This is a genomic window from Wenyingzhuangia gracilariae (genome assembly GCF_056387575.1).
The window spans coordinates 1,133,186-1,158,812 of sequence record NZ_CM150748.1 but is presented as its reverse complement, the minus strand read 5'-3'; the positions used below and the strand labels follow the sequence as shown (position 1 = coordinate 1,158,812).

Annotated in this window: 23 protein-coding genes, 2 tRNA genes and 3 rRNA genes; 19 read left to right on the top strand and 9 right to left on the bottom strand. The window is 33.9% G+C overall.

Annotated features, from left to right (window positions below; all coding sequences use genetic code 11):
• Window positions 1-83: 83 nt before the first annotated feature.
• The 6 genes from ACY2IJ_RS04955 to ACY2IJ_RS04930 are packed head-to-tail and all read right to left on the bottom strand — an operon-like array spanning window position 84 to window position 4,561.
• Entirely contained in the window at window positions 84-1,232 is a 1,149-nt protein-coding gene (locus tag ACY2IJ_RS04955) for a glycosyltransferase 87 family protein (RefSeq protein WP_476726046.1), read from the bottom strand.
• Window positions 1,233-1,244: 12 nt separating this feature from the next.
• Complete coding sequence (locus ACY2IJ_RS04950; protein WP_476726045.1) at window positions 1,245-2,021, bottom strand: ABC transporter ATP-binding protein; 777 nt, start codon at window positions 2,019-2,021, stop codon at window positions 1,245-1,247.
• Window positions 2,021-3,046: a FecCD family ABC transporter permease gene (locus ACY2IJ_RS04945; RefSeq protein ID WP_476726044.1), complete on the bottom strand. Its 1,026-nt coding sequence runs from the start codon at window positions 3,044-3,046 to the stop codon at window positions 2,021-2,023. Before ACY2IJ_RS04945 ends, ACY2IJ_RS04950 begins: the two co-directional genes overlap by 1 nt.
• 1 nt (window position 3,047) lies before the next feature.
• Complete coding sequence (locus ACY2IJ_RS04940) at window positions 3,048-3,620, bottom strand: non-canonical purine NTP diphosphatase (RefSeq protein WP_476726043.1); 573 nt, start codon at window positions 3,618-3,620, stop codon at window positions 3,048-3,050.
• A 40-nt stretch (window positions 3,621-3,660) separates the two neighbouring features.
• Window positions 3,661-4,134 (bottom strand): 23S rRNA (pseudouridine(1915)-N(3))-methyltransferase RlmH, encoded by a 474-nt coding sequence (rlmH, locus tag ACY2IJ_RS04935; RefSeq protein WP_476726042.1) that lies wholly within the window; start codon window positions 4,132-4,134, stop codon window positions 3,661-3,663.
• Between the two features lie 58 nt (window positions 4,135-4,192).
• Window positions 4,193-4,561, bottom strand: coding sequence for a SnoaL-like domain-containing protein (locus ACY2IJ_RS04930; RefSeq protein ID WP_476726041.1), 369 nt, complete (start codon window positions 4,559-4,561; stop codon window positions 4,193-4,195).
• Between the two features lie 161 nt (window positions 4,562-4,722).
• Between ACY2IJ_RS04930 and nadC the strand changes: the two genes are divergently transcribed.
• Window positions 4,723-5,583 (top strand): carboxylating nicotinate-nucleotide diphosphorylase, encoded by an 861-nt coding sequence (gene nadC / locus ACY2IJ_RS04925; RefSeq protein ID WP_476726040.1) that lies wholly within the window; start codon window positions 4,723-4,725, stop codon window positions 5,581-5,583.
• 18 nt (window positions 5,584-5,601) lie between these two features.
• Complete coding sequence (locus ACY2IJ_RS04920) at window positions 5,602-6,555, top strand: YihY/virulence factor BrkB family protein (protein ID WP_476726039.1); 954 nt, start codon at window positions 5,602-5,604, stop codon at window positions 6,553-6,555.
• Between the two features lie 10 nt (window positions 6,556-6,565).
• Here the strand turns inward: ACY2IJ_RS04920 and ACY2IJ_RS04915 are convergent, their stop codons facing one another.
• A complete protein-coding gene (locus ACY2IJ_RS04915; RefSeq protein ID WP_476726038.1) occupies window positions 6,566-7,909 on the bottom strand; it encodes a glycoside hydrolase family 1 protein in 1,344 nt (447 codons plus the stop codon).
• 636 nt (window positions 7,910-8,545) lie between these two features.
• Between ACY2IJ_RS04915 and ACY2IJ_RS04910 the strand changes: the two genes are divergently transcribed.
• From ACY2IJ_RS04910 to rrf, 5 genes are all read left to right on the top strand, one after another.
• A 16S ribosomal RNA gene (locus ACY2IJ_RS04910) occupies window positions 8,546-10,067 on the top strand.
• Window positions 10,068-10,153: 86 nt separating this feature from the next.
• Window positions 10,154-10,227, top strand: a tRNA-Ile gene (locus ACY2IJ_RS04905).
• Between the two features lie 110 nt (window positions 10,228-10,337).
• A tRNA-Ala gene (locus ACY2IJ_RS04900) sits at window positions 10,338-10,411 on the top strand.
• Between the two features lie 217 nt (window positions 10,412-10,628).
• Window positions 10,629-13,421, top strand: a 23S ribosomal RNA gene (locus ACY2IJ_RS04895).
• 151 nt (window positions 13,422-13,572) lie between these two features.
• A 5S ribosomal RNA gene (gene rrf / locus ACY2IJ_RS04890) occupies window positions 13,573-13,682 on the top strand.
• The 16S, 23S and 5S rRNA genes sit together here with 2 tRNA genes alongside, the layout of an rRNA operon.
• Window positions 13,683-13,986: 304 nt before the next feature.
• On the opposite strand, the gene ACY2IJ_RS04885 is transcribed toward rrf, so the two are convergent.
• Both ACY2IJ_RS04885 and rimK read right to left on the bottom strand, forming a co-directional pair.
• Window positions 13,987-14,199 carry a hypothetical protein gene (locus ACY2IJ_RS04885; RefSeq protein WP_476726037.1) on the bottom strand — a complete coding sequence of 71 codons (213 nt, stop codon included), beginning with the start codon at window positions 14,197-14,199 and terminating at the stop codon, window positions 13,987-13,989.
• Between the two features lie 255 nt (window positions 14,200-14,454).
• Entirely contained in the window at window positions 14,455-15,825 is a 1,371-nt protein-coding gene (gene rimK / locus ACY2IJ_RS04880) for a 30S ribosomal protein S6--L-glutamate ligase (protein ID WP_476726036.1), read from the bottom strand.
• 289 nt (window positions 15,826-16,114) lie between these two features.
• Between rimK and hisG the strand changes: the two genes are divergently transcribed.
• From hisG to ACY2IJ_RS04820, 12 genes are all read left to right on the top strand, one after another.
• Window positions 16,115-16,972 (top strand): ATP phosphoribosyltransferase, encoded by an 858-nt coding sequence (hisG, locus tag ACY2IJ_RS04875; RefSeq protein ID WP_476726035.1) that lies wholly within the window; start codon window positions 16,115-16,117, stop codon window positions 16,970-16,972.
• 87 nt (window positions 16,973-17,059) lie between these two features.
• Complete coding sequence (gene hisD, locus ACY2IJ_RS04870) at window positions 17,060-18,343, top strand: histidinol dehydrogenase (RefSeq protein ID WP_476726034.1); 1,284 nt, start codon at window positions 17,060-17,062, stop codon at window positions 18,341-18,343.
• An 89-nt stretch (window positions 18,344-18,432) separates the two neighbouring features.
• Window positions 18,433-19,476 (top strand): histidinol-phosphate transaminase, encoded by a 1,044-nt coding sequence (hisC, locus tag ACY2IJ_RS04865; protein WP_476726033.1) that lies wholly within the window; start codon window positions 18,433-18,435, stop codon window positions 19,474-19,476.
• 40 nt (window positions 19,477-19,516) lie between these two features.
• Window positions 19,517-19,792 carry a GIY-YIG nuclease family protein gene (locus ACY2IJ_RS04860; RefSeq protein WP_476726032.1) on the top strand — a complete coding sequence of 92 codons (276 nt, stop codon included), beginning with the start codon at window positions 19,517-19,519 and terminating at the stop codon, window positions 19,790-19,792.
• A gap of 43 nt (window positions 19,793-19,835) precedes the next feature.
• Window positions 19,836-20,975, top strand: coding sequence for a bifunctional histidinol-phosphatase/imidazoleglycerol-phosphate dehydratase HisB (gene hisB, locus ACY2IJ_RS04855; RefSeq protein WP_476726031.1), 1,140 nt, complete (start codon window positions 19,836-19,838; stop codon window positions 20,973-20,975).
• A gap of 96 nt (window positions 20,976-21,071) precedes the next feature.
• A complete protein-coding gene (gene hisH, locus ACY2IJ_RS04850; protein WP_476726030.1) occupies window positions 21,072-21,653 on the top strand; it encodes an imidazole glycerol phosphate synthase subunit HisH in 582 nt (193 codons plus the stop codon).
• A gap of 24 nt (window positions 21,654-21,677) precedes the next feature.
• Window positions 21,678-22,028 carry a four helix bundle protein gene (locus ACY2IJ_RS04845; RefSeq protein WP_476726029.1) on the top strand — a complete coding sequence of 117 codons (351 nt, stop codon included), beginning with the start codon at window positions 21,678-21,680 and terminating at the stop codon, window positions 22,026-22,028.
• Window positions 22,029-22,068: 40 nt separating this feature from the next.
• Window positions 22,069-22,797 (top strand): 1-(5-phosphoribosyl)-5-[(5-phosphoribosylamino)methylideneamino]imidazole-4-carboxamide isomerase, encoded by a 729-nt coding sequence (hisA, locus tag ACY2IJ_RS04840; protein ID WP_476726028.1) that lies wholly within the window; start codon window positions 22,069-22,071, stop codon window positions 22,795-22,797.
• 56 nt (window positions 22,798-22,853) lie between these two features.
• Window positions 22,854-23,285, top strand: a complete 432-nt coding sequence (locus tag ACY2IJ_RS04835) for a hypothetical protein (RefSeq protein ID WP_476726027.1) — start codon at window positions 22,854-22,856, stop codon at window positions 23,283-23,285.
• 73 nt (window positions 23,286-23,358) lie between these two features.
• On the top strand, window positions 23,359-24,114 hold the full coding sequence (gene hisF / locus ACY2IJ_RS04830; RefSeq protein ID WP_457829281.1) for an imidazole glycerol phosphate synthase subunit HisF: 756 nt from the start codon (window positions 23,359-23,361) through the stop codon (window positions 24,112-24,114).
• 138 nt (window positions 24,115-24,252) lie between these two features.
• The gene (gene hisIE / locus ACY2IJ_RS04825; protein ID WP_476726026.1) at window positions 24,253-24,846 is read left to right on the top strand and encodes a bifunctional phosphoribosyl-AMP cyclohydrolase/phosphoribosyl-ATP diphosphatase HisIE; all 594 of its coding nucleotides are present in this window, start codon (window positions 24,253-24,255) and stop codon (window positions 24,844-24,846) included.
• An 84-nt stretch (window positions 24,847-24,930) separates the two neighbouring features.
• Window positions 24,931-25,587 carry a protein-L-isoaspartate(D-aspartate) O-methyltransferase gene (locus tag ACY2IJ_RS04820; RefSeq protein WP_476726538.1) on the top strand — a complete coding sequence of 219 codons (657 nt, stop codon included), beginning with the start codon at window positions 24,931-24,933 and terminating at the stop codon, window positions 25,585-25,587.
• Window positions 25,588-25,627: the final 40 nt, after the last annotated feature.

Genomic DNA, 25,627 nt, shown 5'->3' with positions numbered 1-25,627 from the left:
TAAGAACCATTGTTTAAAAATTTAAAAAGCCTCTAATATTTATTATTAGGGGCTTTTTGATGATTGTGACTAAAATAGATGGGTTAAATACGTCTTAAAATTATGTTTTTTGTTAAAATAAAATTAGCCGTTAGGTGTATTAAAAAAATAGGCAACCCTATATATTCTCTTAAAAATAAAAACTTTCCAAAATGACCAGAAGTTGCCCCGTATAATAAAACACATCCAAAATACCAGCTAAAGAAAAGTGTAAAAGCATATAATGTTTTAGGACTATTTATTAATTTTTGTTCATTTTTAATAAAGGCAAGAATAGCTAATAAGAATAATAAATAATAGAATTGATGATTTCCAACTTTATAAAATAAAACAACATAAGAATAACATAAAAAAGCAATAAGCATTCTGTCTAACTTATAATAGATATACAAAACAAAACAACAACAAACAGATAATAGAACAAGAATAGTACTGTATTTATCTAAGTTGTGTATGTTTAAAAAAGATAGGGGTTGAACATCTCCTCTTATAAATCTAAAGATAGAAAGAAGTTTGGAAGGTCTTGAAGAGCCAAAAAGAAAAGGTTTAAAAATGCTGTTTCCATAATTTAAATAACCCCAACCATAAGTAATCAATAGAGTAGTACTAAAGGTGATAATAGATTTAAAATTCAACTTTCCTTTTGGATTGATAAAAAAGAAAGAAACAATTAGTATTGGGGTGAATTTAAAGCCTACTGCCAAAGCAAATAAAAAACCAGATAAATATTTTTTTTTATGGTAAAAACAAAGAATAGCTAGTGTTGTAATTCCAGCTAAAAAAGTGTCATTACTTCCGTATACAATAGAGTATAACCAAACTAATGGATTGAATAATAGAAGTAATAGAATTGAGTTAGAATATAAGGTGTTGTTTTTTTTAGCATTAGAAATAATGCCATAACAAGCAATTAAATAAGTTAACAAAAACAACATTCTAGGAATTGTAATACTCTTATATAAGTCTGTATAAGCAAATAAATTGTATATTAAACCATATGCATTGTTGGTGTTTTTATAAGGGTCTAATCCGTTTCTAATTACACTCCATTGTTCCACGTAAAAATGATAATCATGTAAGTATGGAGTTATAAGTGCAAGTAAAATTAAAATACCACTTACACTAAAAAAGAAGAGTTTCTTTTTTAAAATAGGAAAGGTTTCTATTTGCAAAAGCAATTCTTTGAATTTCATAACATATTAAAGTTAAAAAATAAATTGATTTTTATGTATGTCATATGTTATATCATCAGAATTAAAAACACATGCTAAGTTCTTCTGAATTAGATCTTCTGTAACGTTTCCTATTTCAAAATCATTATTATTAATAATTAAAAGACGATGCGCGTTTTTCAAAGCCAAGTTAATTTCATGAGTAGAAATTAAGATTGTTTTTTGAGTTTCTTGACTAATTTTTCCTAATATTTTAAAAACATTTATTTTGTGATGAATGTCTAAATGAGATGTTGGTTCGTCTAGTAAAATAATAGGAGTATCTTGTGCCAAAGCTCTTGCAATCATTACTCGTTGTAATTGTCCGTCACTTAGTTGATTTACATGTTGTTTTTGTAAAGCAATTGTATCTGTTAACTTCATAGCGTTTAATACAATTTCTTTATCTTTTTCTGTAATTTTTCCCAACCAATTTGTGTATGGTTGTCTACCTAAAGCAATAGTTTCAAAAACGGTCAAAGAGCTTTCGGGTAAACTTTCGGTGAGTACCACAGATATATTTTTAGCAAAATCAATAGAATTTAAATCAGCGTATTTAGTATTATTAATTTTAATAGTTCCTTTTATAGCAGGAAGCATATTACCAATTGTTTTTAATAGAGTTGATTTTCCAGCACCATTTCTTCCTAATAAACATATTAGCTCACCTTTGTGTAGGTTAAAATTAATGTCTTTGGCAATAATATGTTGTTTTTTGGATGACTCGTACCCTATAGATAAATTTTCTACATTTAAAACAATTGTATTCATTATACTGTTTTTTTAGATTTAGAAACCAATAACCAAATAACCACTGGAGCTCCAAATAAAGAAGTGATTGCGTTAATAGGTAAATTTTTGTTTCCTAAAGAAATGTGAGACAAAGTATCGCAAATTAACATAACAATAGCACCAATAATGGCTACAGCAGGTAGTAGGGTTTGATGTTTAGAGGTTTTAAAAACAAGTTTAGTCATATGAGGAATAGCCAAACCTATAAAAGCAATAGGACCTACAAATGCAGTAATACTTCCGGTTAATAAACTTGTAATAATAAAAACGGTGTTTTGTGTTTTTTTTAATGAAATTCCTAAACTTTTAGCATAGTTTTCTCCCAATAATAAAGCATCTAAAGGTTTTATTATGGTTAACAACCCTAGGCAACTTATAAAAATTAAAAAACAAAGCAAGTAAATCTCATTCCATTGTAGGTTGCTCAAACTTCCAAAGCTCCAAAAAATATATTGCTGTAATTCCGATGCAGAACTAAAGTAAGATAGAATGCTTATAATAGCTGTAGTAAAGCTACCAAACATTAACCCAATAATTAAAATAGACATGGTATTTCTAATATTTCTAGCAGTAATTATTACAATACTAAGTACTAAAAAAGCACCTAAGCTTGCCGCTATAGGAATAGATAAGTTGTTTAGATAAGGTAAAAAACCGATAAAACTTCCTCCCATAATTAGCAAAGCAACGCCAAGACTTGCTCCTGAGCTAATTCCTAAAACAAAGGGACCTGCTAAAGGGTTTCTAAAATAGGTTTGCATCAACAAACCACTAATTCCTAAACCAATCCCTGTTAAAATACTAGTAATACTTTTGGGTAATCTATAATTGGTAATAATATATTGATAGTTTTCGTTAGTAGTTGGTGCATAAAAAAAAGCATTCCAAATTTCTTTAAAAGGAATAGATAAGCTACCTGTACTAATATTTGTAAATACAAGAAAAAGCAATACAAGAATTAAAATACTAAAAGAAGAATAATATGTTTTTTGTGTTGAATGCACGTTATAATTTTTGTAAAAATTGAATTAGTTTTTGTACAGCCAAACCTCTATGACTAATTTTTCCTTTGGCTGCTAAGGTCATTTCTGCAAAAGAAGTATCAAATCCATTAGGTTTAAAAATAGGATCGTAACCAAAACCTTCCAAACCTTGTCTTTCTTTTAAAATTTCTCCGTAACAAATACCTTCAAATAAATGTTGTTCGTTGTTTAGGTTCAAACAAATAATCGTTTTAAAATGTGCGCTTCTGTCAGTTTGCCCTTTAAGGTTTGTTAAAAGCAAATCCATATTTTTTTCTGCATTTCCTGCTTCACCTGCATATCTGGCAGAATAAACTCCTGGCTCTCCGTTTAGAGCATTAACTAACAAACCAGTATCATCAGCAAAGCATGGATATCCATATTTCTGAGTAACATGATTGGCTTTTATTTGTGCATTTCCCTTTAATGTATTGGCGGTTTCAGGAATTTCTTTAGTACATCCAATATCGGTTAAAGACAGCAGCTCTATATTAGGTAGTAAGGCAGCAACCTCTTTTAATTTGTTTGGGTTGTGGGTAGCAAAAACTATTTTCATAATTTGTTTTTTTTAGTATAAAACTAGGGAATATTTGTTTTTATTCGTGATGATAAGGTTCGTTTTTAAGAATAGTAAATGCTCTATATATTTGTTCTACCATAAATAAACGAATCATTTGGTGGGAAAAAGTCATTTTAGACAAAGAAATTTTTCCTTGAGCATTTTTGTATACTGTGTCAGAAAAACCATAGGGTCCCCCAATAACAAATACAAGTTCTTTAATACCTGTATTCATCTTTTTTTGTAAATAATCAGCAAAACCTACAGATCTATAGTCTTTTCCTTTTTCGTCTAAAAGAATAAGGACATCAGTAGGTTGTAGTTTTTTTAAAATTAGTTCTCCTTCTTTTTCTTTTTGTTGACTTTCGGAAAGGTTTTTAACATTTTTAATGTCTGGAATAATGTCTAATTCAAACCTAATGTAATGCTTAAGTCTGTTTTGGTAGTTTTCTATTAATTGAAGTAAGTTTTTGTCATCAGTTTTTCCAATGGCTAAAAGACGAATTTTCATGTGTTTTTATTTTCTATAAAAACACAAAGGTACTAAGAACTATTGATTGGGAGGTTTCTTATAATTGAGAAGGTGTGTAATAAAATTCTTCTTTAATAATTTTTTCGTCTTTTACATGGTATACGCAAAGTTCTTCTAGCTGAACTCTTCCTAAACCTCTTACAGTAACGTCTATAGACATTTTAAAGCAAAAATAATTAGCAACCACAAGCGGATCCGAAATGTTGTAGTGATGAATTTTTTGTGCCAACTCAAAAAACATAGCGGTTTTACGCTGTACTTTTTTAATTCCCTTTGTTTTTTTATATCTAGAGTTTTGAGTTTCAATACTTTCTATGTCATCATCATAAAGTTCAACTTGTGCCAAAGCGTTTTGACCTCTTCTGCACAAACTAACAAGTCTTTCCGCAATTTCTTCTGTAGTCATAGTTCCTAATTTTTACATAAAAATATAAGTACTTTTCTGTTTTCTTACTGATAGAAAAGAGAACTACAACTGTTTTTTCGCATGTTATTTGTCTTTTTTGCTACTCAAATTAAGTTTTATATTAAGTACAGAACCTTATATTTGCTTTAAAATTAAAATAGATGATTAGTCAAGAACAATTTGATAAAGAAATTGATTTAATTATAGCCAATGCCATAAGAGAAGATGTAGGAGATGGAGATCATTCGTCTTTAGCTTGTATTCCAAGTACAGCACAAGGTAAAGCTAAGTTATTGGTGAAAGATGAAGGAGTGATTGCTGGGGTAGATTTTGCTTTAAAGGTGTTTGCTTACGTAGATAAAAACTTAAAAGTAGATATTTTAATTAAAGATGGTGAGTATGTAAAACACGGAGATATTGTTTTATATGTAACAGGAAGTTCTTTGTCTATTTTAAAAGCAGAACGTTTGGTACTAAATGCCATGCAACGTATGAGTGCTATTGCCACCAAAACAGCATCATATGTTACTTTGTTAAAAGGAACAAAAACTAAAATATTAGATACTCGTAAAACCACACCTGGTATTAGAGCTATAGAAAAATGGGCAGTTAAAATAGGGGGAGGAGAAAACCATCGTTTTGCGTTGTATGATATGATTATGTTAAAAGACAATCATATTGATTTTGCAGGAGGAGTGTCTCAAGCCATTCAACAAACAAAAGACTATTTAAAAGCAAACAATAAAGAACTAAAAATTATTGTTGAAGCTCGTGATTTAAAGGAAATTGAAGAAATTATTCAGTTTGATGGGATTCATAGAATATTAATAGATAACTTTAATTACGAAGACACTAAAAAAGCTGTAGCTTTAATAGGAAATAAAGCAGGAACAGAATCATCGGGCGGAATTAACGAAGAAACACTTCGAAAATATGCAGAATGTGGAGTACAATACATTTCATCAGGAGCATTAACGCATTCTGTTTATAACCTAGATTTAAGCCTGAAAGCGGTTGATTAATTTTGATAAAGTATTAAAGTGCAAGAAACAAAAGACATATCTAAAAACGATTCTGTAGAAGAGGAGTTAAAAGAAGTTCCTGTTGTAAACTGGTTTGTAAGAACAGGAAAAAAAATTCCGGTACCCGGTTTAGAAGGAATGAGTTTGTACGATCTTTTGGAAATGTACTTTATAGGTATATTAAAAGGAGCATTAACTTCTAGAGCTGGAGGAATTTCATATAGTTTCTTTATGGCTTTGTTTCCTTTTATGTTATTTATGTTAACACTTATTCCTTATATACCTATAGATGGGTTTCAGGAAAACTTTATGTTGTTAATTTCCGAGTTGTTACCTCCAGATACATTCAATGCTGTAGATTCTGTATTGTCAGATATTGCTAATAATAAATATGGAGGATTACTTTCTTTTGGATTTTTAGTTTCTATTTTTTTAATGACCAATGGTGTAAATGCTGTTTTTGCAGCATTTGAATATTCTGTACATGTTAAAAAAATAAGAAACGTAGTAAAACAATATTTAATCTCATTAGGAACATCGTTAACCATGTCTTTTATGTTGATAGTAACCGTAGCAGCTACTATTTTTTTTGAATTCGGATTAGATTTTTTAACCACAAAAGGTTGGGTTTCGCAAGAATTAATATGGTTAAGTAGTTTGCGTTACTTGTTATTTATGTTTTTAATCTTTTGCACAGTTTCTATGTTGTATTATTTTGGAACCTCAGAAGGGAAACAAACCAGGTTTTTTTCTGCAGGATCTGTGTTAACAACCATACTTTCTTTACTTACATTTTATGGATTTGGAATTTATGTAGTCAAGTTTTCTAAGTACAACGAATTATATGGATCCATAGGAACACTATTAGTGTTAATGTTGTTTATTTGGTTAAATGCAATTATACTTTTATTAGGTTTTGAATTAAATGCAAGTATTACAAGACTTAGAAATGAACAAAAGAACAAGCAATAAATTTTAGGTGTTATTTGTTGTTTAAAAATTTCTTAAGCCATTTTCCTGATTTTTTAAGGTATCTTTTTTGAGTCACAAAATCAGTATAATATAACCCAAATCTAGCTTTAATCCCTTCTGCCCATTCAAAATTATCAACCAAAGTCCACGCAAAATAACCCTTTACGTTTATATTGTTATCAATGGCTTTTAAAGTGTAGTAAAAAGTTTTTTTCAAGTATTTAATACGGTTTTTATCTTTAATTTTATCATCTTCTATAGTGTCATCAAAACAAACCCCAGATTCTGTTATATAGATGTCTTTTACATTATCGTAACTACTAAATTTTTCAAGTATTTTATACAAACCTCTAGGGTAAATTTCCATTCCCATGTTATTTACTTTTACATTTCTTTTAATTGCTGGAATTTCTGTTGCAAACAAAATAGGGGGAAGTAGACTGTGTTTGGCTACTATTCTAAAATAATATTGTACTCCAATAAAATCAAAATCAAATTTCATTAATTCAGAATCTCCATCTTTATAGTATTTTTCAATTTGTGTCAATCCAGGAATAACATCTGTAGGGTAGCCAAGACCTAAAGCAGGTTCAATAAAAAATCTATTTAGTAAAGCATCAATCCTTTGTGCAGCTTTTTTATGTTTAATCAATCTATTAACAGGTTTAACTACAGAGCAAGAATAAGTAGTTCCAATATATGCATCAGGAATATTTTTTCGTAGAATTTTTCCACCAACAGCCTGACATAATGTAGCATGATGTGCTGCAGGTAAAAAATTAAGAATTCCTTTCTTTCCAGGAGCATGCATTCCCATAAAATATCCAAGTCCTATAAAACTCATAGGTTCATTAAGAACAATCCATTTTTTTACTTTGCATCCATATTCTTTACTACAAAATTCAACATATTCACTAAACCAATCAATAATGCTTCTGTTAATCCAGCCACCTTCGTTTTCTAATGCCTGAGGCAAATCCCAATGATACAAAGTAACCCATGGTTCCAAACCAAACTCAATACAAGTGTCTATAACCTCATGGTAAAATTTAACTCCTTTTGGGTTGATGGAACCTATACCATTTGGAAAAATTCTAGACCAAGAAAAGGAAAATCTAAAAACGTCTAAGTTTAAGTCCTTAGCTCTTTTGATATCTTCTCTATAGTAGTGGTAAAAATTAGTAGCTACATTTCCATTCCCATTTTTAAAATTAAGATCATTCGTAAATGTATCCCAAATAGAAACCCCTTTACCATAAGTATTCCATTTACCTTCGTTTTGATAAGCAGAAATAGTAACACCCCATTTAAAATTTTTTGGAAAATTCTTAGCTTTTAATATTATGGAATTCATAGAGTAATTAAATAGGTTGTGTGTTTTGTAAAAGCGATACTACTACATATATATATGCCAAACGTATTATTATTGATAAGATATTGTTAAAACTCAAAATATTTTTCTGTTAAATAAACAGCCATATTAAAAAAAGAAAGCGTTAAGTTTAGTGTATAAAATGCGAGTAATAAGGGGTTTAGATATTTGAGAAAAAAATAAATAAAAAAAGGTTAAAAAAGATTAGGAAAAAAGCAAAAAAGGTGCGTATCTTTGCAGCCGCAACAGCGACTAGGCAACTAGTTTAAAGTTGAAGTTCATATAAGGTTTTAAGGGTTTTTAGAAGAGGTTTTAACAAGCTTCGCGATAGAAGAAAAAAGATTTAAAAATATTTTAAATTTTATTTGTTTTAGAAAGAAAAAAGTTCTTATATTTGCATCCGCTTAGCGAAGCAGCTAAGTTACTAACTTCTAAGGGAGTTAGTTGTATGAAGAGTCTGAAAAGACGTAAGTTCATTGATACTATTGAAAATTGACAGCGTAAAATTAAAGAGTAAATTACATGCTGATATTTGGGATTAGTTTTTCAGATATTGAGTATGAAGATTTTTTTGAGCATCATCATAATTTAAGGCATAGCAATATGTCAAACAAAATAACGATGAAGAGTTTGATCCTGGCTCAGGATGAACGCTAGCGGCAGGCTTAACACATGCAAGTCGAGGGGTAACAGAGATTGCTTGCAATTTGCTGACGACCGGCGAACGGGTGCGTAACGCGTATAGAACCTACCTTAAACAAGGGGATACCCCATGGAAACGTGGACTAATATCCTATGGTGTTAATAATTCGCATGGATTATTAATTAAAGATTTATCGGTTTAAGATGGCTATGCGTCCTATTAGTTAGTTGGTAAGGTAACGGCTTACCAAGACATCGATAGGTAGGGGTCCTGAGAGGGAGATCCCCCACACTGGTACTGAGACACGGACCAGACTCCTACGGGAGGCAGCAGTGAGGAATATTGGTCAATGGAGGCAACTCTGAACCAGCCATGCCGCGTGAAGGATGACTGCCCTATGGGTTGTAAACTTCTTTTATAGAGGAAGAAACTGTGGTACGTGTACCACACTGACGGTACTCTACGAATAAGGACCGGCTAACTCCGTGCCAGCAGCCGCGGTAATACGGAGGGTCCAAGCGTTATCCGGAATCATTGGGTTTAAAGGGTTCGTAGGCGGGCTAATCAGTCAGAGGTGAAATCCCATCGCTTAACGATGGAACTGCCTTTGATACTGTTAGTCTTGAGTTATATGGAAGTAGATAGAATATGTAGTGTAGCGGTGAAATGCATAGATATTACATAGAATACCGATTGCGAAGGCAGTCTACTACGTATATACTGACGCTGATGAACGAAAGCGTGGGGAGCGAACGGGATTAGATACCCCGGTAGTCCACGCCGTAAACGATGGACACTAGTTGTTGGGCATTAGCTCAGTGACTAAGCGAAAGTGATAAGTGTCCCACCTGGGGAGTACGGTCGCAAGATTGAAACTCAAAGGAATTGACGGGGGCCCGCACAAGCGGTGGAGCATGTGGTTTAATTCGATGATACGCGAGGAACCTTACCAGGGCTTAAATGTAGGATGCATTGTTTAGAGATAGACATTTCTTCGGACTTCTTACAAGGTGCTGCATGGTTGTCGTCAGCTCGTGCCGTGAGGTGTCAGGTTAAGTCCTATAACGAGCGCAACCCCTATTTTTAGTTGCTAACAGGTTAAGCTGAGGACTCTAGAGAGACTGCCGGTGCAAACCGAGAGGAAGGTGGGGATGACGTCAAATCATCACGGCCCTTACGTCCTGGGCTACACACGTGCTACAATGGCAATGACAGAGGGCAGCTACCTGGCGACAGGATGCGAATCTTTAAACATTGTCACAGTTCGGATTGGAGTCTGCAACTCGACTCCATGAAGCTGGAATCGCTAGTAATCGCATATCAGCCATGATGCGGTGAATACGTTCCCGGGCCTTGTACACACCGCCCGTCAAGCCATGGAAGCTGGGGGTGCCTGAAGTCGGTCACCGCAAGGAGCCGCCTAGGGTAAAACTGGTAACTAGGGCTAAGTCGTAACAAGGTAGCCGTACCGGAAGGTGCGGCTGGAACACCTCCTTTCTAGAGAAAAGAGATGTATGTTATGAGAAGTCTATTTACTTTTTAATTAGCTGTTAATTTTTATATATATACACAATCACATATTGAGTCTCGTAGCTCAGCTGGTTAGAGCGCTACACTGATAATGTAGAGGTCGGCAGTTCGAGTCTGCCCGAGACTACAACTATAGTATGTGTTTTTGTGAAACAGGAAATTCTAGAAGCAGAAATAATTACAATTACGAATTAGTAATTACTAATGACTAAAAACTAATTACTAACTACTAGTAATGGGGGATTAGCTCAGCTGGCTAGAGCGCTTGCCTTGCACGCAAGAGGTCATCGGTTCGACTCCGATATTCTCCACGATTCAATTAACAATTAACAGTTGGGAATTAGCAATTAAAAAATTGTTCATTGCACATTGTAAGATTGAAAATTGAAAGAAAGTTCATTGACATATTGATAATAATATTATAAAAATAATATTACTTGAGTAGACATTATCGTTTATCATTTAGATAGACGATTAATAAAAATACAACAATCGCAAGATTGTAAAAATTAAAGACGCAAAAGAGTACAATAAGCTAATTAAGGGTGTATGGCGGATGCCTAGGCTCTCAGAGGCGAAGAAGGACGTGATAAGCTGCGATAAGCTACGGGGATTTGCACATAAGAGTTATATCCGTAGATTTCCGAATGGGGCAACCCACTATGTTGAAGGCATAGTATTCGAAAGAAGGCAAACCCGGTGAACTGAAACATCTAAGTAACCGGAGGAAGAGAAAATAAAAATGATTTCGTTAGTAGTGGCGAGCGAACGCGAAAGAGCCCAAACCGATTTTGTTACGGCAAGATCGGGGTTGTAGGACTGAAACATCAAGAAACAATCGAATTAGAATAACCTGGAAAGGTTAACCAAAGAGGGTGATAGTCCCGTATAAGTAAGAGAAGTAATTGTATCAGATTCCTGAGTAGGGCGGGGCACGAGGAACCCTGTCTGAATCTGCCGGGACCATCCGGTAAGGCTAAATACTCCTGAGAGACCGATAGTGAACTAGTACCGTGAGGGAAAGGTGAAAAGAACCCTAAGTAAGGGAGTGAAACAGATCCTGAAACCGTACACCTACAAGCGGTCGGAGCCCACAAGCTGGGTGACGGCGTGCCTTTTGCATAATGAGCCTACGAGTTACTTTATCTAGCAAGGTTAAGGATTTAAGATCCGGAGCCGTAGCGAAAGCGAGTCTTAATAGGGCGTTTTAGTTAGGTTGAGTAGACGCGAAACCTGGTGATCTACCCATGGGCAGGTTGAAGCTTTGGTAACACAGAGTGGAGGACCGAACCCGTTGACGTTGAAAAGTCTTGGGATGACCTGTGGGTAGGGGTGAAAGGCCAATCAAACCAGGAAATAGCTCGTACTCCCCGAAATGCATTTAGGTGCAGCGTTGTATTAGTTATATAGAGGTAGAGCTACTGATTGGATGCGGGGGCTTCATCGCCTACCAATTCCTGACAAACTCCGAATGCTATATAATGATTTACAGCAGTGAGGGCATGGGTGCTAAGGTCCATGTCCGAGAGGGAAAGAACCCAGACCATCAGCTAAGGTCCCCAAATATATGTTAAGTTGAATAAACGAGGTTTGTTTGCCCAGACAGCTAGGATGTTGGCTTGGAAGCAGCCATTCATTTAAAGAGTGCGTAACAGCTCACTAGTCGAGCGAACGAGCATGGATAATAATCGGGCATAAACATATTACCGAAGCTATGGACTTTATAAGTGGTAGGGGAGCATTCTATTTGTGCTGAAGGTGTTCTGTAAGGGATGCTGGAACGGATAGAAAAGAAAATGTAGGCATAAGTAACGATAAGGCGGGTGAGAAACCCGCCCTCCGAAAGACTAAGGTTTCCTCAGCGATGCTAATCAGCTGAGGGTTAGTCAGGGCCTAAGGCGAACCCGAAAGGGGTAGTCGATGGACAACAGGTTAATATTCCTGTACACGCACCCATTAAAAGTGACGGATTTCCCAGATTTACTCGTACTGACGGAATAGTACGGAGAGCTTAGCCTTCGGGCGAAGCGAGTAAAAGTAAGAAGTTCCAAGAAAAGCGAGGGCTGCGTCCTGTACCGTAAACCGACACAGGTAGTTGGGATGAGTATTCTAAGGAGCTCGAGTGATTCATGGCTAAGGAACTAGGCAAAATAGACCCGTAACTTCGGGAGAAGGGTCGCCCTGAATAAATTCAGGGCCGCAGTGAAAAGGTCCAGGCGACTGTTTATCAAAAACACAGGGCTCTGCTAAAACGAAAGTTGATGTATAGGGCCTGACACCTGCCCGGTGCTGGAAGGTTAAGTGGAGGGTTTAGCTTTTAGCGAAGATCTGAAATGAAGCCCCAGTAAACGGCGGCCGTAACTATAACGGTCCTAAGGTAGCGAAATTCCTTGTCGGGTAAGTTCCGACCTGCACGAATGGTGCAACGATCTGGACACTGTCTCAGCCATGAGCTCGGTGAAATTGTAGTATCGGTGAAGATGCCGATTACCCGCTACGGGACGAAAAGACCCCGTGAACCTTTACTATAGCTTAGTATTGTGTTTGGATAAGTAATGTGTAGGATAGGTGGGAGACTTTGAAGCGGCATCGCTAGGTGTTGTGGAGTCATTGTTGAAATACCACCCTTTGCTTATCTAGATTCTAACCCAGCGATGGGGACAGTGCTTGGTGGGTAGTTTGACTGGGGTGGTCGCCTCCAAAAGAGTAACGGAGGCTTCTAAAGGTACCCTCAGTACGCTTGGTAACCGTACGTAGAGTGCAATGGCATAAGGGTGCTTGACTGCGAGACCTACAAGTCGATCAGGTTGGAAACAAGAGCATAGTGATCCGGTGGTTCCGCATGGAAGGGCCATCGCTCAAAGGATAAAAGGTACTCCGGGGATAACAGGCTGATCTCCCCCAAGAGCTCACATCGACGGGGGGGTTTGGCACCTCGATGTCGGCTCGTCACATCCTGGGGCTGGAGAAGGTCCCAAGGGTTGGGCTGTTCGCCCATTAAAGTGGCACGCGAGCTGGGTTCAGAACGTCGTGAGACAGTTCGGTCTCTATCTGTAGCGGGCGTTAGAAATTTGCGTGGATTTGACTCTAGTACGAGAGGACCGAGTTGAACTAACCTCTGGTGTATCAGTTGTTCCGCCAGGAGCATTGCTGAGTAGCTACGTTGGGAAGGGATAAGCGCTGAAAGCATATAAGCGCGAAACCCACCACAAGATGAGATTTCTTTAAAGGGTGGTTGTAGATCACGACCTTGATAGGATACAGGTGTAAAGGCAGTAATGTCATAGCCGAGTATTACTAATAACCCATAGGCTTATGTACTTGCGGGCTTTAATAACGTATACAATCGAGTAATAAAAAAAGTATAATATTGGTATCAATATGTTAACACATAATCAATTTACAATTGGCAATGTACAATTATGAAAAAAAATCGTAATTATTAATTGACTAGTTTGTAATTGAATAATCTTAAGGTGATTATTGCAATAGGGCTCACCTCTTCCCATTCCGAACAGAGCAGTTAAGCCTATTAGCGCAGATGGTACTATCGTTAGATGGGAGAGTATGTCATCGCCTTTTTTTGAATCCCGATTCTTTATTAGAATCGGGATTTTTTGTTTTATATAACCTTCATTAACATTGTAGTGATGGGTTTTGAGAGCCTAACTTTTTTGAAATTTAGTTTGCATGAAAATGTGGTGAGTTGATTTAAGTATCTTAGTAGTTTCTTGCTGGATTGTGTAGAAGATTATAAATTATTGTTCTGTAGCTATTCTAAAATAAATCCAAGTATAATTTTCTGAATAATTGTTGTATGGTGAGTGTATTTCTTTTGGTTACTACAGTAATGCAATCTCCAGCTGATGCAGTAATTGTATTTTTATTAATAATAAAATACTTTTCCAGTTTGTATGTAAAAGATTTCATACATGGTTGGGTGTGTATGTTCTTCTATAGTTTCTCCTGGTTTAAATGTGGCAGAACCAAACATCATAAGATTAGGAATGTATCCTTTTTTTATAAATACTTTCTTTTTTACAGTTGAATTATGGTTGGTTAGTATTTCTTCTAAATTAGTAGTCTTTGTCAGTTTCATAATAGTTAGAACGTTAGCATTAGGGATTGAATGATTTGTTTGAGCTCTTTTTTACTAAAATTAAGAAGTAACGTCTTAATAAATTACTTGATTGATAAGAAAATAATTTGAAAGATGTTGAATATTAAAAAAAGCGAGTAATGAAAGCCCGACCTGATAAGGGAATGCCCAAAAGATAGATGTATTCTTTTTGAATTACACTCGAAGATGATAAAACAAAAAAGCATCTTAAATGAAAAAGATGCTTTTTGAAAATTATATATTGTATTTTAATCTTTTTTCTATAGCTTGAATAATATTACCAGCAATGTCTTTTCCCGTTGCATTTTCTATACCTTCTAAGCCAGGAGAAGAATTTACTTCTAATAGTAAAGGACCTTTGTTAGAACGAATTAAATCGACACCAGCAACAGGTAGATTTAAAATTTTAGCTGATTTTAATGCTAATTTTTTTTCTTCAGCAGTAATTTTAACAATAGAGGCAGAACCTCCTTGATGTATATTGGCTCTAAATTCACCTTTAGCTGCTGTTCTTTCTATTGCAGCAACTACTTTTCCATCTACAACAAAACATCTTAAGTCTTTTCCGTTAGCTTCACGAATAAATTCTTGTACAAGAATATTGGCATTTAGGCTTTTGAAAGCATTGATTACAGATTCTGCAGCTTTGTTTGTTTCGGCAAGAACAACACCTTTTCCTTGTGTACTTTCCAACAATTTAATAATTAATGGTGCTCCGCCCACCATGTGGATTAAATCTTTAGTGTCTAATGGAGATTTTGCAAAACCTGTTGTTGGAATGTGTATGTCGTTTTTAGAGAATAATTGTGAAGAGTACAGTTTATCTCTTGAAGAGCTAATAGATTCAGCATCGTTTAAACAATAAGTTCCAAGTGTTTTGAACATTCTTAATAAGGCACAACCATAAAAAGTCATACTTGTTTTGATTCTTGGAATTACAGCATCAAAATCATTGATAACATTACCACCTCTGTAACGAATTTCTGGTGTTGCTGTATCTAGTTTCATATAACATTGTTGCACGTTTAAAAAGACCATTTCATGTCCTCTTGCACGTCCAGCTTCCATTAGTCTTTTGTTTGAGTAAAGCTCTGGATTACTAGCAAGTACAGCTATTTTTAAACCTGACTTTTTTAAGACAAAAGATTTGTACTTTTGATCTATTTCTTCGTTTGTTAATTTGCCCAACACAAACTCTTCAGAAGGGTTAACAACAATTCTATTTTCCATAGCTTGTCTACCTAGGAGCATTTTAAACTCCATATTGTCTCTGTCTGCAAGAGTAAGTTCAATTTCCCAAGTATCTTCTCCCATTGTTACAGGAGATTTTATAACATATCTTTTTTCAGGAATACCAGAAGAACTTTTTACAATTTTAGTTCCAACAATTTTGGCTTCACATTCAATAGATATACTTCTATTTTCTGTTAATGGTTGTATATGAAAACGAACCCAATTTTCTTTGTTTTTTTTATAGGTTGTGATGTCCGTAGCTTGAATGGAAGATGTCTTAGCACCAGAATCTATTCTAGCTTTTATTGCCGGAATTCCTAGTTGTTCAAAATGACACCATTCTTGATTTCCTACAAGTTTTAATTCACTCATGATTTTGTGTTTTGTTCTAAATAAAGACAAGTATTTAACTTGCACTAAAATAAAATTAAAGATATAGTATTTTCTTTATTTTAATACTTTTTAAATCATAATGAATTGTTATATTTGTCGAAGAAAATTAAGAAAATGAATTTAGTAACATTACATCATCATCACAACTTGTACTGCGCTTAAGCGAGGTGGAAGGATTATGTTGTAATAGGAACATATATTTTTAAACCCGTTTGAGCTGTCTCGAACGGGTTTTTTATTTTAAAAATTGACATAAATTATCATACTAATGAGCACACTTAAAATTGCCATTCAAAAATCTGGAAGATTGAACGAGGATTCTTTACAACTGTTAAAAGAATGTGGTATTTCAATAGATCATCGTAATGCACAGCTAAAAGCTACAGCAAGAAATTTTCCTTTAGAAGTTTTTTACTTAAGAAATGGTGATATTCCTCAATATTTAGAAGATGGAGTCGTGGATATTGCAATTTTAGGAGAAAACACTTTGATTGAAAAAGGTGAAAATTTACCTATTGTAGAACGTTTAGGTTTTTCTAAATGTAAAGTTTCTTTAGCAGTTCCTAAAGATGTAGATTATACTGATATTTCCTATTTTGAAGGAAAGCGTATTGCCACTTCTTATACCAATACTTTAGAGAAATTTTTAAAAGAAAAAAAGATAAAAGCTAGTTACCATAAAATTGCAGGATCTGTAGAGATTGCTCCAAATATTGGTTTGGCTGATGGAATTTGTGATATTGTTAGTTCTGGAGGAACGTTGTTTGCCAACGGATTAAAAGAAGCAGAAGTAATGTTTTGGTCTGAAGCAGTATTGACATCATCACCTAAATTATCTGATGAAAAACAAGCTTTGTTAGATAAATTACAATTTAGAATTCAGGCAATTTTAAAAGGACGTGCTAACAGATATGTATTGTTGAATGCTCCTAATGATAAGGTAGATGATATTATAAAAGTAATTCCAGGGATGAAATCTCCAACGGTATTACCATTAGCACAAGAAGGATGGAGTTCTATACACACCGTAATTCCTAAAGATAAATTTTGGGATATTTTAGATGAGTTAAAAGCTTTAGGTGCCGAGGGTATTTTAACGACAGAGATAGAGAAAATGGTTTTATAATAGTACAAAGTAAAAAGTACAAAGTACAAAGTTAGCGTAGCTACTGTACTAACTACTAACTACTCAGTACTCAGTACTAGTAAACAAATGAAAACATATAATAATCCAGCAAAAAATACATGGGCAGAAATTACCAAACGTCCAGCCAAAGAGGCTAATACGTTAGGTGCTACTGTAAAAGCTGTTTTTGATGATATAAAAGAGAATGGAGATGTTGCGTTAAAACAATACACTCAAAAATTTGATGGCGTTACTTTGTCAGATTTAAAAGTTTCTCAACAAGAAATTGACCAAGCAATTCCTTTGGTTTCACAAGAATTAAAGGATGCCATTGTATTGGCTAAAAACAATGTAGAAAAATTTCATGCTTCTCAAAAAATAGAGAAAAAAGTAATTTCTACAACTAATGGGGTAGATTGCTGGCAAGAAATGAAACCTATAGAAAAAGTAGGTTTGTATATTCCAGGAGGTTCTGCACCCTTATTTTCTACCATTTTAATGTTGGGGGTTCCTGCAAAAATAGCAGGAGCTAGTAAAATAGTCTTATGTACACCACCATCTAAAGATGGAAGTATCAATCCTGCAATTTTGTTTGCTGCCCAATTAGTGGGAGTTACAGAAATTTATAAGTTAGGTGGAATTCAAGCCATTGCTGCTATGACTTATGGAACGGAGTCTGTGCCCAATGTGTATAAGATTTTTGGACCAGGAAATCAGTTTGTAACTGCAGCTAAACAATATGCTTTAACACAAGGTTTGGCTATTGATATGCCTGCAGGACCTAGCGAAGTTATGGTAGTTGCAGATAAAAATGCAGATGCTAGTTTTGTGGTAGCAGATTTATTATCGCAAGCAGAGCATGGAGCTGATAGTCAAGTAATTTTGGTAACTGAGTCTCAGCAACTGATAGATAATGTACAAGTTGAGTTGGAAAAGCAATTGGATGAGTTGCCAAGAAAGGAAATCGCTTTAGGAGCTATTGAAAATTCTAGTGCTATTTTATTAGAGAATATTGCAGATCAAAATGAGTTGATTAACGAATATGCTCCAGAACATTTAATTTTAAATGTATTGAATGAGGATGTGTATTTAAGTGAAATTGTAAATGCGGGATCTGTGTTTATTGGACCTTTAACTCCAGAAAGTGCAGGTGATTATGCATCAGGAACCAATCATACTTTACCTACAAACGGATATGCTAGAATGTATAGTGGTGTAAATTTAGATGCGTTTACTAAGAAAATTACGTATCAGAAAATAACAAAAGAAGGAATTCAGAATATTGGGCCTGCTATTGAATTAATGGCTGCTGCCGAAGGTTTAGATGCACATAAAAACGCAGTAACCTTAAGATTAAAGAGTTTGAGATAATTAGTACAAAGTACAAAGTACGGAGTACAAAGTATTTAGTAACAAAGAAACTTAGGACTTTGTACTCAATACTTAATACTAATTAAATTATGAGTTTCAATTTAAACAAGATAGTAAGAGAAAATGTAGCCAACATGAAAGCATATTCGTCAGCAAGAGATGAATTTACTGGAGCTACAGATGATATGGTTTTCTTAGATGCGAATGAAAATCCGTTTGAAAATGGGGTGAATCGTTATCCAGATCCCATGCAAAAGACCGTTAAGTCTGAATTGGCAAAAATTAAAGAAGTTGCCCAAGAAAACATTTTGTTAGGAAATGGTTCTGATGAAGTGATTGATTTAATTTTACGTGCTTTTTGTGAACCTAAAGAAGACAATATCATTACTTTGCCACCTACATACGGAATGTATGATGTGTCGGCTAATTTGAATAATATCAGTATTAAAGAAGTTCCTTTAAAAGAGAATTTTCAGCCTAATGTTGCCAAAATATTAGAAACAGTTGATGCCAATACCAAAGTGATTTTCTTGTGCTCTCCAAACAATCCATCAGGAAATTTGTTTGATTATGCCAATGTAAAAGCCATTGTAGAAGGTTTTAACGGATTGGTGGTGGTAGATGAAGCTTATATAGATTTTGCATCGGAACCAAGTTGGGTGGCTCGTTTAGAAAAACATCCGAATTTAATTGTGAGTCAAACCCTATCTAAAGCATTTGGTATGGCGGGAATACGTTTGGGAGTTTGTTATGCATCTGTCGAAATTATTGCAGTGTTAAACAAAATTAAACCTCCGTACAATGTAAATGAGTTGACACAACAAAAAGCTTTAGAGCGTTTGTTGGCTTATGAAGATGTACAAGAAGAAATAGAGGCTATTTTGGTAGAACGTGACAATTTAGAAATTGCGTTAAAAGAGGTTTCTTTTGTAGAGAAAATATATCCAAGTGATGCCAATTTTTTGTTAGTAAAAGTAGATGATGCTACAAAGCGTTACACTCAACTAATAGAAAAAGGAATTGTGGTACGTAATAGAACCACTCAAGTATTGTGTGAAAATACCTTACGATTTACAGTGGGTACGATAAAGGAAAACGTTGCTCTAATGAAAGCTTTGAAAGAGCTTCGGTAGAAGCGAATTCCTGAACTTGTTTCAGGAAATGTTGAATGATATGAAATATTACTGTTATATACTATCTAATAAAAATAGAAGTTTATTGTACATAGGATATACGAGTAATCTTGAAACAAGAATAAATCAACATAAAAAAGGAAGTGGAGCTGTTTTTACTAAAAAATACAATGTATATGATTTGGTGTATTTTGAAGAGTTTGATGAAATGAAAACAGCTAAATTAAGAGAAAAACAATTAAAGAATTGGCACAAAGAATGGAAATGGAATTTGGTAAAAAGTTCTAATCCTAATTTAAGTACAATTCAATTATAACAAATACCCTGAAACAAGTTCAGGGTTGATTAACAAGTTAATCATGAAAAAAGTTTTATTTATAGACAGAGACGGTACGCTTTGCATTGAACCGCCTGTAGATTATCAATTAGATAGTTTAGAAAAGTTAGAGTTTTACCCAAAAGTTTTCCGTTACCTAGCAAGAATTGCCGAGGAATTGGATTATGAATTGGTCATGGTAACCAATCAAGATGGATTGGGAACAGATTCTTTTCCCGAAGATACATTTTGGCCTGCTCAAAACAAGGTGATTCAAGCTTTTAAAAACGAAGGGGTAGAGTTTGCTGCTGTACATATAGATAAAACGTTTCCGCATGAAAATGCTGAAACTCGCAAGCCTAGAACAGGTTTGTTAACGCAGTATTTTGATAAAGAAAAATACGATTTAGAAAACTCTTTTGTGTTAGGTGATAGAATTACTGACATGGAATTGGCTAAAAATTTAGGAGCAAAAGGAATCTTTTTATCGGAAAATCCAGAATTGGGAGCTGATGAAGTAGAGTCTGATGTAAAAGTAATTCACGATTGTATTGCCTTAACTTCTACCGATTGGAAAGAAATTTATGAGTTTTTAAAATTGGAGGATAGAGTTTCAGAAATCACAAGAAATACTAACGAAACTAAAATTTACATCAAATTAAATTTGGACGGTTCTGGTAAAAATGATATTGATACTGGAGTAAAATTCTTTGATCATATGTTAGACCAAATAGGTCGTCATGGTTCTATGGATTTAATCGTAAAAGTAGATGGAGATTTAGAGGTTGATGAACATCATACTATAGAAGATACTATGATTGCTTTAGGAGAATTATTCCACAAAGCCTTAGGAAATAAATTAGGAATAGAACGTTACGGTTTCTGTTTACCAATGGATGATTGTTTGGCACAAGCTGCTGTTGATTTTGGAGGAAGACCTTGGATTGAGTGGGATGCTGAATTTAATCGTGAAATGATTGGAGACATGCCAACCGAAATGTTTTTCCACTTGTTTAAATCGTTTACAGATGGAGCTAAATGCAATTTAAACGTAAAAGCAGAAGGAAAAAATGAGCATCACAAAATTGAGGGAATTTTTAAAGCTTTTGCCAAAGCAATGAAAATGGCCGTAAAACGAGATGCTAATAAAATGTTTTTACCAAGTACAAAAGGTTTGCTTTAGCAAACCAGTACAAAGTACTGAGTAAAGAGTATTAAGTTTTAGCAGTGCTACTGTATTAACTTTGTACTTTGTACTATGTACTCAATACTAAAATATATGAAAATAGTAATTATAAACTACGGAGCAGGAAACATACAATCTATCCGATTTGCAATAGAGCGATTGGGGTATGAAGCTATTTTAAGCAACAATGTTGAAGAAATAAAAAGTGCAGACAAAGTTATTTTTCCAGGAGTGGGAGAAGCAAGTTCTGCCATGAAAATGTTAAAAGCTACCGGATTAGAAGCTGTAATTCCAACCTTAACACAACCTGTTTTAGGTATTTGTTTGGGTATGCAATTAATGTGTAACTATTCTGAAGAAGGAGATACCAAAGGTTTAGGTATTTTTAATGTAGATGTAAAACGTTTTGAAAACATTGTAAAAGTTCCTCAAATAGGATGGAATCAAATTAAAGGATTGGGTTCTAAAATTTTTAACGATGTAAAAGAAGGTGCTTACATGTATTTGGTACACAGTTACTATGCACCTATTACTAAAGAAACCATTGCCACTACAGAATACGGAGTACAATATTCCACAGCATTACAAAAAGCTAATTTTTATGGAGTGCAATTTCACCCAGAAAAAAGTAGTACAGACGGAGCTAAAATATTAGAGAATTTCCTTAATCTTTAGATTAAGAGTACAAAGTAAAGAGTAATGAATAAATATCAGGAATTAAAAATATGGAATAAAGCAATGGAGTTGGTTGAAAAAACTTATCTGTTGATGGAACTATTACCTGATGATGAAAAATTTGGATTGATTAGTCAAATTAAAAGATGTAGTGTATCAATTCCTTCAAATATAGCCGAAGGAGCTGGTAGAAATTCAAAAAATGAATTCAAACATTTTTTAAGTATCACTAATGGATCAACAACAGAGTTAGAAACTCAACTATTATTAACTGTAAGATTAAATCTAGTTGATAAAAAAGAAGTTCAAGAAATATTAAATTTATGTGCTGAAATAAGGAAGATGAATTATGCTCTTCAAAAAAGTTTAAGTTAAAACTTATTACTTTGTACTCAGTACTTAATACTATATATAAATGAGAATTATACCAGCCATAGATATTATTAACGGACAATGTGTTCGTTTGTCTAAAGGAGATTACAATACTAAAAAAGTATACAACGAAAATCCTTTAGAAATTGCCAAGCAGTTTGAAGCTCACGGAATAGAGCATTTACATTTGGTAGACTTAGATGGAGCCAAAGCAAGCCATATTGTAAATCATAAAGTATTAGAAGAAATTGCAACCAAAACAACCTTAAAAATTGATTTTGGAGGTGGTTTAAAAACCGATGAAGATTTAAAAATTGCTTTTGAATCTGGAGCCAACCAAATTACAGGAGGAAGTATTGCTGTTAAAAATTCGGATGTTTTTAAAAGTTGGATTTCTAAATTTGGAGCAGATAAAATTATTTTAGGAGCCGATGCAAATAACGAAAAAATTGCAGTAAGCGGTTGGTTAGAAGAATCTGATGAAGATTTAATTCCTTTTATTCAAGGATATCAAAAAGAAGGAATTGAATATGTAATTTGTACAGATATTGCTAAAGATGGAATGTTGCAAGGTCCTTCTTTTGATTTGTATGAGAAAATTTTAAAAGAATGTCCTAAGGTAAAATTAATTGCAAGTGGAGGAATTTCTACTTTTGATGAATTACCAAGATTAAAAGAATTAGGATGCGAAGGAACCATTGTTGGAAAAGCGATTTACGAAAACAGAATCAGCTTAAAACAATTGGAGAGTTTTATAGTACAGAGTAGTTAGTACTGAGTACAAAGTTTTTAAATAGTTTCTCAGAGAATACTTAATACTAGGTAAAAATGAAGTTTAGATTACCTAGAAAAACAAAGAAAAAATTAGAAGGTAAACTTTGGCTATATCCTGCAGATGAAAAAGGTGGTCGAATTATGGCTTTTCCTAAAAGTAGTAAAGAAGATTATATTGCTTTAAAAAAAGGAATTGTTAAAGATTCATTTAGTCGTACAAATAAATTAGAGCGTAAGATTTTCCATAAAAAACTAGATAGAGAAAATTATGTGTCAGATGCTCTTTTAAGAGAATATGTTGATGATGTTTTTAGAAAAGGTTATAGGGGAAGATCATATGAAATTTTAATTAAAGCAAAAGGAAAACCAAAAGCTGTTAAAGCCTATTTTAATTTTGTAAATGCTTATGATATTTCTTTAACAGATAAATCTTATAGAAATATTTGTTGTTTGGCAGTTGATAAAGCAAAAGAGTTGATAAAATAAATAAGCAAAGAATAAGTATTAAGTTTTAATAGTACTCAGTACTCTGTACTTTGTACTCAATACTAAGAAAAGAATGTTAGCAAAAAGAATAGTTCCTTGTTTGGATATAAAAAATGGACGTACTGTAAAAGGTGTCAATTTTGTAGATTTGCGTGATGCTGGAGATCCTGTAGAATTAGCCAAAAAATATGCAGAAACAGGAGCAGATGAATTGGTGTTTTTAGATATTTCTGCAACCGAAGAACGCAGAAGAACTTTGGTGAATTTAGTGCGTGATGTTGCAGCACAAGTAAACATTCCGTTTACGGTAGGTGGTGGAATATCATCTGTAGAAGATGTAGATATTTTATTGCAAAATGGAGCCGATAAAGTTTCTATCAATTCATCGGCAGTAAAAAGACCAAAATTGGTGAACGAATTGTCACAAAAATTTGGAAGTCAATGTGTAGTTGTAGCAATTGATGCTAAGAAGATAGATGGAGAATGGATTGTTCATTTGGTAGGAGGTAAAGTTCCTACAGAGTTGAATTTATTTGATTGGGCAAAAGAAGTAGAAGAAAGAGGAGCAGGAGAAATTTTGTTTACTTCTATGAATAACGATGGAACCAAAGACGGTTTTGCTAATGAGGCTTTGGCTCGTTTGTCAGAAGAATTAAACATTCCTATTATTGCAAGTGGAGGAGCAGGAAATATGCAACACTTTGTAGATACTTTTAAAGATGGAAAAGCAGATGCAGCTTTGGCAGCAAGTGTGTTTCATTTTCAAGAAATTGAAATTCCAGATTTAAAACAAGAGTTAAAAAAACAGGGAATTCCTGTAAGATTATAAATAAAAATTTTGAAAAACATCTCGACTCCGCTCGATGATCTTTTTAGAATTAGAAAATAAATTGTCATTTTGAATTGATTTGACCATCGAGCGTAGTCAAGATGAAAATATACAATTCGAGAACAAAACATAAATCAAATGGAAATTAAATTTGACGAAAAAGGACTAGTTCCTGCAATTATACAAGATGCTGAAACAAAAAATGTATTGATGTTAGGATACATGAATCAAGAAGCATTTGACAAAACAATAAGCACGAATAAAGTTACTTTTTACAGCAGATCTAAAAACAGATTGTGGACCAAAGGAGAAGAAAGTGGAAACTTTTTAGAATTGGTATCTATTAAAAACGATTGTGATAAAGATACGTTGTTAATTCAAACCAAACCTGCAGGGCCAACTTGCCATAAAGGAACTGGGAATTGCTGGGGAGAAGATAATACAGAGAATTTTGGTTTTTTATCGACCTTAGAAAATGTAATTGCAGAGCGTGTTAAGAATAAAGATGTTCAAAAATCTTACGTTGCAAGTTTGTTTGCCAAAGGAATTAATAAGATTGCTCAAAAAGTTGGAGAAGAAGCGGTAGAAACTGTAATCGAGGCAATGGACAATAACGATGAATTGTTTTTATACGAAGCTGGAGATTTGTTGTTTCACTACTTAATGCTACTACAAGCCAAAGGATTTACTTTAACAGATATTACAGCTGAATTAAAGAAAAGACAAAAGTAAAATTGTTTATAAATAGTACATTCAAGCCCTAGAAATTCTATGTTCTAGGGCTTTTGTTTTTTATATTTGTGTACTACAATTATGATGAAAGACACATTTAAACATCAAGGATTACGAAACAGATTGATTACTGTTTTACAAACTAAAGGAGTAACAGATACTGCTGTATTATCTGCTATAAAAACAATTCCAAGACATTTGTTTATGGACTCTAGTTTTGAAGAATATGCCTATCAAGATGTTGCTTTTCCAATTGCTGCAGAACAAACCATATCACAACCCTATACGGTAGGTTTTCAATCACAATTATTAGAAATAAAACCAGGTGAAAAAGTTTTAGAAATTGGTACAGGTTCTGGCTATCAAACCAGTGTGTTGGTTAGTTTAGGAGCACATGTATATACTATAGAAAGACAACAAGAACTGTTTAAAAAAACACAATTGTTGTTACCTAAATTAGGGTACAAACCCAAGCACATGTATTTTGGAGATGGTTACAAAGGACTTCCGCAATTTGCACCCTATGATAAAATTATAGTGACTTGTGGAGCTCCAATAATACCTAGAGCTTTGTTAGCTCAGCTTAAAATAGGAGGAAGAATGGTAATTCCTGTTGGAGATGCACAACAAATGATGACTTTAATAATACGAAATTCTGCCAAAGAATTTGACAAGCAAATTATTGAAGAATGTGCTTTTGTACCAATGCTTACAGATAAAAGTCTTAAGAACTTTTCATGATTTAGTTGTTCTCTGTTTTTAGAGAACTTTTGTCAAAATA

Coding starts and splice junctions, on each gene's coding strand:
- ACY2IJ_RS04955 (WP_476726046.1), bottom strand. CDS start 1,232: ATGAAATTCAAAGAATTGCTTTTGCAAATAGAAACCTTTCCTATTTTA.
- ACY2IJ_RS04950 (WP_476726045.1), bottom strand. CDS start 2,021: ATGAATACAATTGTTTTAAATGTAGAAAATTTATCTATAGGGTACGAG.
- ACY2IJ_RS04940 (WP_476726043.1), bottom strand. CDS start 3,620: ATGAAAATAGTTTTTGCTACCCACAACCCAAACAAATTAAAAGAGGTT.
- rlmH (WP_476726042.1), bottom strand. CDS start 4,134: ATGAAAATTCGTCTTTTAGCCATTGGAAAAACTGATGACAAAAACTTA.
- ACY2IJ_RS04930 (WP_476726041.1), bottom strand. CDS start 4,561: ATGACTACAGAAGAAATTGCGGAAAGACTTGTTAGTTTGTGCAGAAGA.
- nadC (WP_476726040.1), top strand. CDS start 4,723: ATGATTAGTCAAGAACAATTTGATAAAGAAATTGATTTAATTATAGCC.
- ACY2IJ_RS04915 (WP_476726038.1), bottom strand. CDS start 7,909: ATGAATTCCATAATATTAAAAGCTAAGAATTTTCCAAAAAATTTTAAA.
- ACY2IJ_RS04885 (WP_476726037.1), bottom strand. CDS start 14,199: ATGAAACTGACAAAGACTACTAATTTAGAAGAAATACTAACCAACCAT.
- rimK (WP_476726036.1), bottom strand. CDS start 15,825: ATGAGTGAATTAAAACTTGTAGGAAATCAAGAATGGTGTCATTTTGAA.
- hisG (WP_476726035.1), top strand. CDS start 16,115: ATGAGCACACTTAAAATTGCCATTCAAAAATCTGGAAGATTGAACGAG.
- hisD (WP_476726034.1), top strand. CDS start 17,060: ATGAAAACATATAATAATCCAGCAAAAAATACATGGGCAGAAATTACC.
- hisC (WP_476726033.1), top strand. CDS start 18,433: ATGAGTTTCAATTTAAACAAGATAGTAAGAGAAAATGTAGCCAACATG.
- ACY2IJ_RS04860 (WP_476726032.1), top strand. CDS start 19,517: ATGAAATATTACTGTTATATACTATCTAATAAAAATAGAAGTTTATTG.
- hisB (WP_476726031.1), top strand. CDS start 19,836: ATGAAAAAAGTTTTATTTATAGACAGAGACGGTACGCTTTGCATTGAA.
- hisH (WP_476726030.1), top strand. CDS start 21,072: ATGAAAATAGTAATTATAAACTACGGAGCAGGAAACATACAATCTATC.
- ACY2IJ_RS04845 (WP_476726029.1), top strand. CDS start 21,678: ATGAATAAATATCAGGAATTAAAAATATGGAATAAAGCAATGGAGTTG.
- hisA (WP_476726028.1), top strand. CDS start 22,069: ATGAGAATTATACCAGCCATAGATATTATTAACGGACAATGTGTTCGT.
- ACY2IJ_RS04835 (WP_476726027.1), top strand. CDS start 22,854: ATGAAGTTTAGATTACCTAGAAAAACAAAGAAAAAATTAGAAGGTAAA.
- hisF (WP_457829281.1), top strand. CDS start 23,359: ATGTTAGCAAAAAGAATAGTTCCTTGTTTGGATATAAAAAATGGACGT.
- hisIE (WP_476726026.1), top strand. CDS start 24,253: ATGGAAATTAAATTTGACGAAAAAGGACTAGTTCCTGCAATTATACAA.
- ACY2IJ_RS04820 (WP_476726538.1), top strand. CDS start 24,931: ATGAAAGACACATTTAAACATCAAGGATTACGAAACAGATTGATTACT.